This window comes from Sphingobium sp. CR2-8 (assembly GCF_035818615.1).
Classification (GTDB): domain Bacteria; phylum Pseudomonadota; class Alphaproteobacteria; order Sphingomonadales; family Sphingomonadaceae; genus Sphingobium.
Genome location: NZ_JAYKZY010000002.1, coordinates 1849350 through 1862810 on the forward strand (window position 1 = coordinate 1849350; position 13461 = coordinate 1862810).

Annotated in this window: 12 protein-coding genes and 1 pseudogene; all 13 read right to left on the reverse strand. The window is 61.9% G+C overall.

The features are described 5' to 3' along the window. Positions 1 to 5: 5 nt before the first annotated feature. A complete protein-coding gene (aac(6'), locus tag U5A82_RS12940) occupies positions 6 to 467 on the reverse strand; it encodes an aminoglycoside 6'-N-acetyltransferase (RefSeq protein WP_326291269.1) in 462 nt (153 codons plus the stop codon). Beyond that, positions 464 to 733 carry a DUF1467 family protein gene (locus U5A82_RS12945; RefSeq protein WP_326291270.1) on the reverse strand — a complete coding sequence of 90 codons (270 nt, stop codon included), beginning with the start codon at positions 731 to 733 and terminating at the stop codon, positions 464 to 466. The genes aac(6') and U5A82_RS12945 overlap by 4 nt, the downstream gene beginning before the upstream one ends. A gap of 9 nt (positions 734 to 742) precedes the next feature. Next, positions 743 to 2380 (reverse strand): ribonuclease J, encoded by a 1638-nt coding sequence (locus U5A82_RS12950; RefSeq protein WP_326291271.1) that lies wholly within the window; start codon positions 2378 to 2380, stop codon positions 743 to 745. Beyond that, the gene (locus U5A82_RS12955; RefSeq protein WP_326291272.1) at positions 2380 to 3159 is read right to left on the reverse strand and encodes a type III pantothenate kinase; all 780 of its coding nucleotides are present in this window, start codon (positions 3157 to 3159) and stop codon (positions 2380 to 2382) included. The genes U5A82_RS12950 and U5A82_RS12955 overlap by 1 nt, the downstream gene beginning before the upstream one ends. Before the next feature lie 10 nt (positions 3160 to 3169). Beyond that, positions 3170 to 3871: a biotin--[acetyl-CoA-carboxylase] ligase gene (locus U5A82_RS12960; RefSeq protein WP_326292931.1), complete on the reverse strand. Its 702-nt coding sequence runs from the start codon at positions 3869 to 3871 to the stop codon at positions 3170 to 3172. A gap of 2 nt (positions 3872 to 3873) precedes the next feature. Beyond that, positions 3874 to 5310 (reverse strand): NADH-quinone oxidoreductase subunit NuoN, encoded by a 1437-nt coding sequence (gene nuoN / locus U5A82_RS12965; protein ID WP_326291273.1) that lies wholly within the window; start codon positions 5308 to 5310, stop codon positions 3874 to 3876. Beyond that, a pseudogene (locus U5A82_RS12970) lies at positions 5310 to 6856 on the reverse strand (NADH-quinone oxidoreductase subunit M). Before U5A82_RS12970 ends, nuoN begins: the two are co-directional and overlap by 1 nt. Then, positions 6856 to 8973, reverse strand: coding sequence for an NADH-quinone oxidoreductase subunit L (gene nuoL / locus U5A82_RS12975; RefSeq protein WP_326291274.1), 2118 nt, complete (start codon positions 8971 to 8973; stop codon positions 6856 to 6858). Before nuoL ends, U5A82_RS12970 begins: the two are co-directional and overlap by 1 nt. Positions 8974 to 8983: 10 nt before the next feature. After that, a complete protein-coding gene (gene nuoK, locus U5A82_RS12980; RefSeq protein ID WP_326291275.1) occupies positions 8984 to 9289 on the reverse strand; it encodes an NADH-quinone oxidoreductase subunit NuoK in 306 nt (101 codons plus the stop codon). Further along, positions 9286 to 9897: an NADH-quinone oxidoreductase subunit J gene (locus tag U5A82_RS12985; RefSeq protein ID WP_326291276.1), complete on the reverse strand. Its 612-nt coding sequence runs from the start codon at positions 9895 to 9897 to the stop codon at positions 9286 to 9288. The genes nuoK and U5A82_RS12985 overlap by 4 nt, the downstream gene beginning before the upstream one ends. Before the next feature lie 29 nt (positions 9898 to 9926). Then, complete coding sequence (gene nuoI, locus U5A82_RS12990; RefSeq protein WP_326291277.1) at positions 9927 to 10412, reverse strand: NADH-quinone oxidoreductase subunit NuoI; 486 nt, start codon at positions 10410 to 10412, stop codon at positions 9927 to 9929. Continuing rightward, positions 10409 to 11458, reverse strand: coding sequence for an NADH-quinone oxidoreductase subunit NuoH (nuoH, locus tag U5A82_RS12995; RefSeq protein WP_326291278.1), 1050 nt, complete (start codon positions 11456 to 11458; stop codon positions 10409 to 10411). Before nuoH ends, nuoI begins: the two co-directional genes overlap by 4 nt. Then, a complete protein-coding gene (gene nuoG / locus U5A82_RS13000) occupies positions 11455 to 13461 on the reverse strand; it encodes an NADH-quinone oxidoreductase subunit NuoG (protein ID WP_326291279.1) in 2007 nt (668 codons plus the stop codon). The genes nuoH and nuoG overlap by 4 nt, the downstream gene beginning before the upstream one ends.

Sequence of the window (13461 nt, forward strand, 5' to 3'; positions counted from 1 at the left end):
CGCGTTCAGGCGATTACCTTGCGGAAATAAACAACGCGCTCGGTTTCCAGGAAACCGAGCGCGTTGTGAAAGTCGTGGCTCGACAGGTTGGTGATATCAGCGTCCGACGCCATTTCGGAACAGCCCTGCGCCCGTCCCCATGCCGTTACGGCATCGATCAATGCGCGGGCAGCGCCTGATCGCCGCGCATCCGGCTCGACATACAGGCCTTCCACGAACAGGACCGGACTGGTGTCGCAGCCATTGACATAGTCATGGCGCAATGCCGCTTCGACGAAGCCGATGGCGTCCCCCGAAACGTCGAGCGCCAGGAAGGCGACATGCCCCTTTCCATGCGCGACCATGGCGGCGATATCGTCCCGATGTTCGGCTTCGCTTCCATCCGACCACAGAAGCGCCCGCAATTGCGACCAGCGATCCAAATGGACCGCTGTCCCACGAACGATCCGCGCTGCCGGCCAGGTCATCGACCGGCGCGATAGCCGGGCAGCATGTCCAGGGTGAGCCAGCCCTGCACATAATTAGCGTAATAGAGCGCGAACAGGATCGTCGCCAATATCGTAGCGCGCAGCATCACGACACCGGGGCGGAAATTGCTGGGCGCACTGTCCGCCTGCCCCTTCAGCAGCAATTCGCCCGTTTCATCGGGCGTGCGTATGCCGAAGGGGAGCATGATGAAGGCGCTGATGACCCACATCAGGAAATAGATGGCGAAAACGGCATAAAGGTTCATGCGGCGTAATTACGCTCGAACGAGCAGAACGTCCACTATAGGCTTTTTGCCTGTCCAGCGCGTCGCGGTGCGGCGCACGGCCAGGCGGACGCGTTCCCGCAGCGCTTCATCTTCCAAAGATCCTTTGGGGATGACAGCCGCGGCTTCATCGGCCGCCTCGGCCAGGAACGCCGCCTTGTCCTCCTCGACCGGAACGCCCTGCGTCCGCAGCGCCGGTTCACCGATCAGCTTGCCCTTGCGATCGATCGCCACGGCGACACTGATCTGGCCGTGCAAGCCCAGCTTGCGCCGTTCGTTGATCGTCGCGCCGTCGGCCGGCAGGATGACGTCGCCGTCCAGAACGAGGCGTCCAGTATCCTGCTGCCCGATGATGGCGGGCGCGCCGGGCGCAAGCCGCAGCACGTCGCCGTTCGACTGCACGACGGCATGGCGAATGCCGCTTGTGATACCAAGCCGCGCCTGTTCCGCCATATGGCGACGCTCGCCATGGACCGGTAACAGGATTTCGGGCCGTATCCAGCGATACATGGCTTCGAGTTCGGGACGGCCCGGATGACCGGACACATGGACTTCGGCCTGCCGGTCGGTGACCATCAATATGTTCTTCTGCGCCAGCGCATTCTGGATGCGACCGATGGCGATTTCATTGCCCGGGATCTGCTTGGAAGAAAAGACGACCGTGTCGCCTTCGGCCAGTTTGATCGGATGGCTGTCGAATGCGATACGGGCCAATGCCGCGCGCACTTCGCCCTGGCCGCCGGTGGCGATGATCATGACTTCGTCGCGAGGCAGATGCATCACATCGTCCCAATCGACCGTCGGCGGGAAATCCTTGAGATAGCCAGCGGCCTTGGCCGTGCTGATGATGCGATCGAGCGACCGGCCCGCAACGCAGACCTTGCGCCCTGTCGCCGCAGCGACTTCGCCCAGCGTCTGAACGCGCGCGGCATTGGAGGCAAAGGTCGTGACCAGCACGCGGCCTTTGGCGTCCGCGACGGTCTTCATCAGCCCTTCGCGCACATCGCCTTCGGACCCGCTAGCCTTGTCGTTGAAGACATTGGTGCTGTCGCACACCAGCGCCAGCACGCCTTCATCACCGATGACGGTCAATTCGGCCGGGGTGGAAGGCTGGCCCAGCAGTGGTCGCTCGTCCAGTTTCCAGTCACCGGTATGGAAGATGCGGCCATAGGGCGTATCGATCAGCACCGCATTGCCTTCGGGAATCGAATGGGCGAGCGGGACATAGCGGAACCCGAATGGGCCAAGGTTGAAGCTGCCTTCATTCTGGATCACATGCAGCTTGACCTCCTTCGAGAGGCCTTCTTCTTCCAGCTTCAGACGGATAAGTCCTGCTGTGAAAGGCGTCGCGTAGAGCGGCACGCCCAGGTCGGCGGCCAGATAGGGTATCGCGCCGATGTGATCCTCATGCCCGTGCGTCAGGACGATGCCAAGCAGGTCGTCGCGCCGTTCTTCGATGAAGCTGAGGTCGGGCAGCACCAGTTCGATGCCGGGATAGGTGGGGTCGCCGAAGGTCATGCCTAGGTCGACCATGACCCACTTGCCCTGGCAGCCGTAAAGATTGACGTTCATGCCGATCTCGCCAGACCCGCCGAGGGCCAGGAAGATCAGTTCATCCTTGGGTGTCATTATGTTTTCAAACTCCGTTCGTGCATCAGCGCGAGGCCCTGAACCGTCAGGTCCGGCGCGATCGCATCGAAAATATCGCTGTTGTCATTGAAGAGGACCGCAAGGCCTCCTGTCGAAATCACTCTGGTCGGTCGGCCGATCTCCGCCCTCATGCGGGCGACCAGCCCCTCCATCATCGCTACATAGCCCCAGAATACGCCGATATGCATGGCGTCGACCGTCGTTCGGCCGATCACTGACCGGCTTTCCGGCGGCGCAATGGCGATCTTGGGCAGCTTTGCCGCGGCTGCGACCAGCGCATCGAGCGACAGGTTGATGCCCGGGGTGATGATGCCCCCTTTATACGCGCCGCAATAATCCACCACATCGAATGTCGTTGCCGTACCGAAATCGATGATGATCAGGTCGCCGTCGTAGAGATGGTGGGCGGCGATCGCATTTACAACCCGATCCGCGCCGACCGAACCCGGCTCCGCGACATCCAGTTCGATGCCCCATTCGACCGGGGCCTGCCCCGCGACCAGCGCCGTCGTCTTGAAATATTTGTCGGCCAGCACCTGAAGATTATGCAAAGCACGGGGCACCACCGTGGCGATGATCACTGCATCGACATCGCTGATGGCATAGCCTTCCAACTGCAAGAGCTGGTTCAACCACACGACATATTCGTCGGCGGTGCGGCGCGGATCGGTGGCGATCCGCCATCGTGCCTTGATATCGCGCCCGTCAAGCAGCGCGAAAACGACATTGGTGTTACCCGCGTCGATCGCGAGAAGCATGGCCCGTTCCTCAACTGAGAATGATATCGCCCGCGTGAATGGCATGGCTCTGCCCATTCGCCAAGCGCAGGATCAACATGCCCTGCCGGTCGAGCGTGTCGAACATGCCTTCCACCATACCGCCATCAGGCAGCATGACCCGCATCGTCGTGCCGGTCGGATGGGCGTTCAGCAGCCAATGGGTGCGGACGGGATCGAGGCCCTGCGCGCGCCAGATGGACAGCCAATGCCCGAAAATCTGGGCAAGCCGATCATAGAGAATTGCCGCCTGCGCATAGGCTGCGCCCTGTTCGGCAAGGCTGGTGACCGGACGGTCCAGGCCCATCGGATGATAACTGACATTGATCCCAATCCCGACGATGATCGCGTCGCCCGCCCTCTCCAGCAGGATGCCGGCGATTTTGGCGCCGTCGACCAATATATCGTTGGGCCATTTGATCCGTGCCTGCCCGTCGCATAGCGGTGCGATCAACGCGTGAACGGCATTGGCGGCGACCAGCGCCAGTGTGTGGGGCAGCGGATCGTTCGGCAGAAGCCGAACCAGCGTGGAGCAATAGAGATTGCCGTCCGGACTGTCCCAGGTGCGGCCCATGCGGCCCCTGCCCCCGGTCTGGCGTCCGGCGCGCAGCCAGCTGCCGTCGGCTGCGCCCTGCCCCGCCAACGCCAGCATGTCGGCGTTGGTGGAGCCGGTTTCCTCGACGTAGCGAAGCAGCGTCAGAAGAGCGACGCCGCCGCGGCGGCGCTCGCATGATCCAGCACGGGGTTGAGCAGATAGCCCAGCACGATCACGACAGCGCAGGCGGTCAGGATGACATTTTCGACCGGGCCGCCCTTCGCTTCATACGCCATGGCCGGTTCGTCGAAATATATCGTCTTGATGATCTTGAGGTAATAAAAGGCACCGATCACCGAGGCCGCGATACCGAAGGCGGCCAGCGCAGTCAGGCCCGACGCCACCGCCGCATCGAACACCAGGAACTTCGCCCAGAAACCGAAGAGCGGCGGGATGCCGGCCATCGAGAACATGAAGATGGCGAGCGCGGCAGCCAGGCCCTTGCGCGACTGCGACAGGCCAGCCAGGCTGGCGATCGTTTCTACCGGCTTGCCGTCCGCATCGCGCATTTGCAGGATGCAGGCAAAGCCGCCGATCGTCATGACGACATAGATCGCCATGTAGCTCATCGTAGCGGCAGCGCCAGCGGGCGTGCCGGCGGCCAGGCCGATCAGCGCGAAGCCGACATTGTTGATCGACGAATAGGCCATCAGGCGCTTGATATTGGTCTGGCCGATCGCGGCCACCGCACCGAGCAGGATCGATGCGAGCGCCACGAAGATCACGATCTGCTGCCAGTCCAATCCTGCCGGGCCAAGCGCTTCGATCGCGACGCGTACGGTGAGGCCAATCGCCGCGACCTTGGGCGCGCTGGCGAAGAAGGTCGTGACCGGGGTCGGCGCGCCTTCATAGACGTCGGGCGTCCACATATGGAACGGCACGGCGCTGATCTTGAAGGCAAGGCCAGCCAGCACGAACACCAAGCCGAACAGTTCACCCTTCGACACGCCATCGCCCACCGCCACGGCAATGCCGTCGAACGCGGTGCTGCCGGTGAAGCCATACAGCAACGAGATACCATAGAGCAGGATGCCGCTGGCGAGCGAACCCAGCACGAAATATTTGAGGCCCGCTTCGGAAGAGCGTTCGTCCTGCCGCATGAAGCTGGCCAGAACATAGGAGGCGAGACTGTTCATCTCCAGGCCGACATACAGCGTCAGCATGTCGCCCGCCGACACCATCATGCCCATGCCGATGGCGGCGAACAGGATCAGGACCGGATATTCGGGACGGGGGTTGCCGCCCACCGCGAAGAAGCGCGGGGCCAGCAGGATGGCCGCCGCGGCGGCGCCATAGATTAACGCCTTGGCAAAGGCCGCGAAGGCATCAGCACGATAGAGGCCATCGAAAGCATCAGGCCCATGGGCGAGAGAGACGGACAAGGTCAGGCCAGCGATCACTAAGGTAACGACCGAAAGCCAGTTTATGACACGGGCCGAACCCTCGCCAGCAAAGGCTGAGACGAGCAGCAGGCCAAGCCCGCCCACCGTCAGAACGAGTTCCGGCAGGACCGCCAGAAGGGAAGCGGAGTCAACCATTAATGCGCCTCCCCGTGCGCCGGTGCTTCTTCATGATGGCCCTCACTTGCTGGCTTGGGCGCACCCATCTTGATCTTGGAATCTCCTGCGGGAGCCGCAGGGGCGAGGCGCGCTTCGAGCGCGCGAATGTCGGACCGCATCGGGGCGAGGAAGCTTTCGGGATAGACTCCCATCCACAACACGGCGGCAGCGATCGGCGCGAGCAACCAGATTTCCCGGCCCGACAGGTCGGGCATGGCGGCGGCATCGGCATTGACCTGATCGCCATAGCAGATGCGGCGATAGAGGTAGAGCATATAGGCCGCGCCCAGGATGATGCCCGTGGTGCAGACCAGCGCCACCCAGCTCGACGCCTGATAGATGCCCATCAGCGAGAGGAATTCGCCGACGAAGTTGCTGGTGCCGGGCAGACCGACAGACGCCATGGTGAACAGCAGGAACAGCGTTGCATAGCGCGGCATGTTGATGCTGAGGCCACCATAGCGGCTGATCTCGCGGGTATGTAGGCGATCGTAGATGACACCTACGCACAAAAACAGTGCGCCCGACACCAGGCCGTGACCCAGCATGACCATCATCGCGCCCTCGATACCTGCCTGATTGAAGGCGAACAGACCGACGGTCACGATCGCCATATGTGCGACCGAGGAATAGGCGATCAGCTTCTTCATGTCCGACTGAACAAGGGCGACCAACGAAGTATACACCACCGCGACCATCGACAGGCCCCAGACCAGCGGCGCAAGCTGCGCCGAGGCTTCGGGGAACATCGGCAGGGAGAAGCGGATGAAGCCATAGCCACCCATCTTCAACAGCACGCCCGCCAGGATCACGGACCCCGCCGTCGGCGCCTGAACGTGCGCATCGGGCAACCATGTGTGGACCGGCCACATCGGCATCTTCACGGCGAAGCTGGCGAAGAAGGCCAGGAACAGCCAGGTCTGGACATGGGGATCGAAATTATAGGCCATCAGGACCGGAATTTCGGTCGTGCCCGCTTCGTGCACCATCCACATCATCGCGATCAGCATCAGAACCGAGCCGAGCAACGTGTAGAGGAAGAATTTGTAAGAGGCGTAGATCCGGTCTGCGCCCCCCAGATGCCGATGATCAGATACATCGGGATCAGGCCAGCTTCGAACATGATGTAGAAGAGGTAGAGATCCTGCGCCGTGAAGACGCCGATCATCAGCACCTCCATGAACAGGAAAGCCGCCATATATTCGCCGACGCGCTTGTTGATCGCGTTCCAGCTAGCGCCGATGCAGATCGGCATCAGGAATACAGTCAGCGCGATCAGCATCAGGGCGATACCGTCGATACCCAGCGCCCAGGCGAAGCGACCGAAGACCGGCGCATATTCCTGGAACTGCCATTGCAGACCGCCCTGGTCGAAATTCATCCACAGGACGATGCCCAGGACGAAGTCCACCAGCGTGGCGATCAACGCGATCCAGCGCGCCGCGTTGGCGCCCGCGAACAGGCAGGCGATGGCCCCGGCCATCGGCACTGCCATCATCAGGGAAAGGATGGGGAAGCCGTCCATTATCGTGTCATCGCCCAGGTTGCGGCCGCGGCTAGCCCGATGAGCATCACCAGCGCGTAGGTGTAGAGGTAGCCGGACTGAAGCCGACGGGTGATCTTGTTGCCCTGCACGACCAGAGCAGCCAGGCCATTCGGCCCGAAGCGGTCGATGAAGCCCACATCACCGAACTTCCAGAAGAAGCGGCCGATGGCGAAGGCAGGCTTGACGAACAAGAAGTTATACAGCTCGTCGAAATACCATTTGTTGAGCAGGAACGTGTAGAGGCCGGTGAAGGTCGCGACGAAACGCTGCGGCCAGTCGGTGTTCTTGATGTAGCTCAACCAGGCGACGAGCAGACCGGTCAGCATCACCGTGAACGGCGCGAACTTGACCCAGGTCGGCACTTCATGCGCCGCGTGCATCAGGTGGCTGTCGAACGATAGCGCGCCCTTCCAGAACTCTATGCCGCCTTCCGGCCCGATGAACTGGTCGTGGAAGACGAAGCCGGCGAACACGGCCCCCAGGCTCAACACGATCAGCGGGATCAGCATGACCAGCGGGCTTTCATGCGGATGGTAACCACCCGTGCCGTCGCCTGCATCATGGGCATGATGATGGTCGTGACCATGCGCTGCATGGGCATGCGGCTCATGACCAGCATCTTCCTGCGACGGCGCGTCGTGCGCGTGGTCGTCATGACCGTGCGCGTCATGACCGTGCGCGTCATGCCCATGCGCGTCATGCAACGCGTGCTGGATATGCTCCGACTGGGTCCAGCGCGGCTTTCCGAAGAAGGTCAGGAAGACCAGACGCCAGCTGTAGAAGCTGGTCAGCAACGCGGCGAATACGCCCACGATGAACGCACCGGTGCCAGCGCCGCCAGCGGCATAAGCAGCCTCCAGAATGCCGTCCTTCGAATAGAAACCGGCAAAACCCACGCCGACGATCGGCAAGCCGACACCGGTGATGGCAAGTGTGCCGAGCGTCATCGTCCAGAAAGTGATGGGGATGCTTTTCCGCAGGCCGCCATAATAGCGCATGTCCTGCTCATGGTGCATCGCATGGATCACCGAACCTGCGCCCAGGAACAGGAGTGCCTTGAAGAAGGCATGCGTGAAGAGGTGGAACATCGCCGCGCCATAGGCACCGACGCCCGCTGCAAAGAACATGTAGCCCAGCTGCGAACAGGTCGAATAGGCGATGACGCGCTTGATGTCGGTCTGCACCGTGCCCACGGTCGCGGCGAACAGGCAGGTTGCGGCCCCCACATAAGTGACCACCGTCAGCGCCGTCGCCGAGGTTTCGAACATCGGCGACAGGCGGCACACCATGAAGACGCCTGCGGTAACCATGGTTGCCGCGTGGATCAGTGCCGACACAGGCGTCGGGCCTTCCATCGCGTCCGGCAGCCAGGTGTGCAGGCCAAGCTGCGCCGACTTGCCCATCGCGCCGACGAACAGAAGCAGGCAGAGAACCGTCATGGTATCGAAGCGATAGCCCAGGAAACCGATGGTCGAACCGGCCATGGCGGGCGCAGCTTCCAGGATTTCCGGGATCGATATGGTGTTGAACACCAGATAGGTGCCGAAAATGCCCATCATGAAGCCGAGGTCGCCGACGCGGTTGACGACGAACGCCTTGATCGCGGCCGCGTTGGCCGACGGCTTACGGAACCAGAAACCGATGAGCAGGTAGGAGGCCAGGCCCACGCCTTCCCAACCGAAGAACATCTGGAGCAGATTGTTCGCGGTCACGAGCATCAGCATCGCGAAGGTGAAGAGCGACAGATAGGCGAAGAAGCGCGGCTGATCCGGCTCCTCGTCCATATAGCCCCAACTATACAGGTGGACCAGGCTCGATACGCTGGTGATGACCACCAGCATAACGGCGGTCATCGTGTCGATGCGCAACGCCCACTGCGCATCGAAGCTGCCGCTTTCGATCCAGGTGAACAGCGGCGTGACATGCGCTTCCGCGCTGCCGGTCAGGAAGGGAATGAAGATCGCCCAGCTCATGGCGCAGGCTGCGAACAGCGCGCCGGTGGTGACGATCTTGGCCGGCAGCTTGCCAAGGGCCTTGTTGCCGAGGCCCGCAATGGCAGCAGCCAGCAGCGGTAGAAGGACGATAAGCTGGATCATGGAACTTGGCTCAGCCCTTCATCTGATTGATGTCATCGACGGCGATGGTGCCGCGACCGCGGAAGTAGATCACGAGGATGGCAAGGCCGATGGCCGATTCACCCGCCGCGACGGTCAGCACGAACATCGCGAAGACCTGGCCCACCAGATCGCCCAGGAAGGCGCTGAAGGCGACCAGGTTGATGTTCACACTCAAAAGGATCAGCTCGATCGCCATCAGGATGATGATGACATTCTTGCGATTGATGAAGATGCCCAGCACCCCCATCACGAAGAGGATGGCGCTGACCACCATATAATGTTGAAGGCCGATCACAGCTCCACCCCCTGCCCGATGGGCTGATTGATGTTGCGCACAGCATCTTCCGGACGGCGCCGGTTCTGCTTGGCGATATTCTGGCCCTTCACGCCGCCACGTGCGCGGTGCGTCAGGACGATCGCCCCGATCATCGCGACCAGCAGGACAACGCCCGCCGCTTCGAACAGGAAGATGTAGCGCGTGTAGAGGAGCGTACCGACCGCCTTGATGTTCGACACGTCAGGCGCAGCAGGCGCTGCGCGCTGCGCCAGTTCGATTGGCCCCACGCTCCACAAACCGATGCCCAGAATGATCTCGGCCAGGAGCACCAGCGCGATCAGAAGACCGAAGGGCAGATAGCTGACGAAACCGGCCCGCAGTTCGGCGAAATCGATGTCCAGCATCATGACGACGAACAGGAACAACACCGCGACTGCACCGACATAGACTATGACGAGCAGCATCGCGATAAATTCCGCGCCGAGCAGGATCATGAGGCCCGCCGCGTTGAAGAAGGCCAGGATCAGCCACAGCACCGAATGAACGGGGTTGCGCGACAGGATGGTGAGCGCGCCACTGCTCACCACCATGATGGCGAACACGTAGAAGGCGAGGACGTGAATCACAGGTTCATATTCCCTTTGACGCGCGCGGCTTAACGATAGGGGGCATCGGCGGCAAGGTTCGCGGCGATCGCGCGTTCCCATTTGTCGCCGTTTTCCAGGAGCTTGTTCTTGTCATAGATCAGCTCCTCGCGGGTTTCGGTCGCGAACTCGAAATTCGGTCCCTCGACGATGGCATCGACCGGGCAGGCTTCCTGGCAGAAGCCGCAATAGATGCACTTTGTCATGTCGATGTCGTAGCGCGTGGTGCGGCGGCTGCCATCGTCGCGCGGCTGCGCCTCGATGGTGATCGCCTGCGCAGGACAGATCGCTTCGCACAGCTTGCATGCGATGCAGCGCTCTTCCCCATTGGGATAGCGGCGCAGCGCATGTTCGCCACGGAAACGGGGCGAGATCGGGTTCTTCTCATAGGGATAGTTGATGGTCGCCTTGGCCTTGAAGAAATATTTCAAGGTCAGCGCGTGCGCCTTCACAAACTCCCAGAGGGTGAAGCTCTTGATATAATAAGCGAGGCTCATTGTGCGCCTCCATAGCGCGTCAGCATGAGGAAGCCCGATACCAGGAAGACGAAGAGGAGCGAGGTCGGCAGGAAGATTTTCCAGCCCAGCCGCATCAGCTGGTCATAACGGTAGCGGGGCACCGTCGCCTTCACCCAGGAGAAGACGAAGAAGAAGAACAGGATCTTGGCGAACAGCCATAAGATGCCCGGCACCAGATAGAGCGGCGCCCAGTCGAACGGCGGCAGATAACCACCCCAGAACAGGATCGCATTGAGCGCGCACATCAGGATGACGTTGGCATATTCGCCGAGCCAGTAGAGCGCGAAGGCCATCGACGAATATTCGGTCTGATAGCCCGCGACCAGCTCGCTTTCCGCTTCGGTCAGGTCGAAGGGCGCGCGCGCCGTTTCGGCCAGAGCCGAGATCAGGAACATGATCGCCATCGGGAAAAGCAGCGGATTGAAGCCATTGCCGTTCAGGAAGCCATAATAGCCCTTCTGGCTCTCCACGATCGCGGTCAGGTTGAAGCTGCCGGCCCACAGCACCACGGTGATGATGACGAAGCCGATCGAGACTTCGTAACTGATCATCTGCGCGCTGGCGCGGATCGCGGAATAGAAGGGATATTTGGAGTTGGAGGCCCAGCCCGCCAGAATGATGCCATAGACGCCCAGCGAGGAAATCGCGAGGATGTAGAGCAACCCGACATTGATGTTCGCCAGGACCACGCCGACCTGGAAAGGTATGACGGCCCAAGCCATCAGCGCCACCGTAAAGGTAATGATCGGCGCGATCAGGAACAGGGCCTTGTTCGACGCCGATGGAACGATGGTTTCCTGCAGGAAGACCTTGAGACCGTCCGCGAAGCTTTGCAGCAGACCGAAGGGACCAACGACGTTGGGACCACGGCGCAGCGCCATCGCCGCCCAGATCTTGCGGTCGGCATAGATGATCATCGCGACTGCCAGCATGACCGGCAGCGCGATCGCCAGGATGCCGATGATGGTCGACAGGAACCAGGCGCCTTCGAACGGCACGCCCAGATTTTGGAAGAAAGCGGTCACTCTGCGGCCTCCGCGTAGGTCACGCCGTGGACCAGCTCGGCCGAACATTGCTGCATCGTCGGGCTGGCGCGGCAGATGGCGTTGGTCAGGTAGAAATCCTTGATCGGCGAACCCAGTTCACCGGTCGCGCCTGTGGGCAGCGAGGGGATGGACCAGCCATAATCGGCCAAGCCCTCGACACCCAATGCGGGAACCGCCTTCGCCATTTCGGCACGAAGCGCGTCGAAGCTGTCGAACGGCAGCGTCGCGCCCAGCGCTTCGGAAAGCGCGCGCAGGATCGACCAGTCCTCGCGGGCATCGCCCGGCGCGAACACGGCCTTTTCACCGAACTGCACCCGGCCTTCCAGATTGACGTAGGTGCCCGCCTTTTCGGCATAGCTTGCGCCCGGCAGGATCACATCCGCCGCATGCGCGCCCTTGTCGCCATGATGACCGACATAGACTTTGAAGCTGTCTTCGAACGCCGCGTAATCGACTTCGTCCGCGCCCAGCGACAGGAGCAGCTTGGGCTTGGCCGCTGCAACCGCCTTGATGCCCCCCTGCGTCGCATAGCCCAGCATCAGGCCGCCCATGCGGGCCGCCGCGAAGTGCAGGACGTTATAGCCGTTCCAGTCGTCCTTGATCAGGCCCAGCGTCTCGACCAGCGCCAGCGTGTCGCCATGCGCGCCGTCCTTGGCCAGCACGCCGCCGCCCACGATCATCGCGGGACGGGCCGCCTTGCCGAATGCTTCGATCACCGCTTCCGGCAGCTCGGCGAGCAGCGACGCGTCGTTGCCCAGCCATTCGACCTTGTAGGTCAGGTCGACTTCGGGCCCAACCGCGAAGACCTTCGCGCCCTTCTTGATCGCCTTGCGGATGCGCGTGTTCACCAGCGGCGCTTCCCAGCGCAAATTGGTGCCGACCAGCAGAATGACGTCCGCCGTCTCGATGCCGTTCAACGTGGTGTTGAAGTTCACCGAGGACAGGCTCGACACGTCGTAGGACAGACCCGTCTGACGCCCTTCGAGCAGCGTACCGTCCAGCTTTTCGACCAGCAGCTTGCCCGCAAACATCGTCTCGCAATCGAGCAGGTCGCCCGCGATCGCGGCTACGCTGCCGCCATGCTGAACCGCTGCGACGGCGGCAAAGGCTTCCGCCCATGTCGCAGGCACCAGCTTGCCGTCCTTGCGAACATAGGGCTTGTCCAGGCGCTTGCGGACCAGACCGTCGACATTATGCCGGGTCTTGTCGCTCGCCCATTCCTCGTTCACGTCGTCATTGATGCGCGGCACGGCGCGCAGCACCTGACGACCACGGCTGTCGAGGCGTATATTGGTGCCGACCGCATCCATCACGTCGATCGCGTGGGTCTTCTTCAATTCCCACGGACGCGCTTCGAACGCATAGGGCTTGGCGGTCAGCGCGCCGACCGGGCACAGGTCGACCACATTGCCCGACAGCTCGCTCTTGGCGGCATGTTCGAGATAGGTCGTGATCTGCATATTTTCGCCGCGATAGATCGCGCCGATTTCCGGTACCCCCGCGACTTCCTCTGCAAAGCGCACGCAGCGGGTGCACTGGATGCAGCGGGTCATGACCGTCTTGACGATCGGACCCATATTCTTCTCGGTGACGGCGCGCTTGTTTTCGTCATAGCGCGACGAGCCACGGCCATAAGCGACAGATTGGTCCTGAAGGTCGCACTCACCACCCTGATCGCAGATCGGGCAGTCGAGCGGGTGGTTGATGAGCAGGAACTCCATCACCCCTTCGCGCGCCTTCTTGACCATCTCGCTATCGGTGCGAATGTCCTGACCCTCGGCCGCCGGGAGCGCGCAGGAGGCCTGCGGCTTGGGCGGTCCGGGCTTCACCTCGACCAGGCACATGCGGCAATTGCCCGCGATGGACAGCCGCTCATGATAGCAGAAGCGGGGGATTTCCTTCCCCGCCAGCTCGCACGCCTGGAGGACTGTCGCGCCCGCCGGGACTTCGAGTTCTACGCCGTCAACTTTGACCTTCGGCAT

What these genes read in the sequence shown, in the direction of transcription:
- nuoN (WP_326291273.1), bottom strand. Translation starts at nt 5,310, where the DNA reads ATGGTTGACTCCGCTTCCCTTCTGGCGGTCCTGCCGGAACTCGTTCTG.
- U5A82_RS12945 (WP_326291270.1), bottom strand. Translation starts at nt 733, where the DNA reads ATGAACCTTTATGCCGTTTTCGCCATCTATTTCCTGATGTGGGTCATC.
- nuoI (WP_326291277.1), bottom strand. Translation starts at nt 10,412, where the DNA reads ATGAGCCTCGCTTATTATATCAAGAGCTTCACCCTCTGGGAGTTTGTG.
- nuoG (WP_326291279.1), bottom strand. Translation starts at nt 13,461, where the DNA reads ATGCCGAAGGTCAAAGTTGACGGCGTAGAACTCGAAGTCCCGGCGGGC.
- nuoL (WP_326291274.1), bottom strand. Translation starts at nt 8,973, where the DNA reads ATGATCCAGCTTATCGTCCTTCTACCGCTGCTGGCTGCTGCCATTGCG.
- U5A82_RS12950 (WP_326291271.1), bottom strand. Translation starts at nt 2,380, where the DNA reads ATGACACCCAAGGATGAACTGATCTTCCTGGCCCTCGGCGGGTCTGGC.
- U5A82_RS12955 (WP_326291272.1), bottom strand. Translation starts at nt 3,159, where the DNA reads ATGCTTCTCGCGATCGACGCGGGTAACACCAATGTCGTTTTCGCGCTG.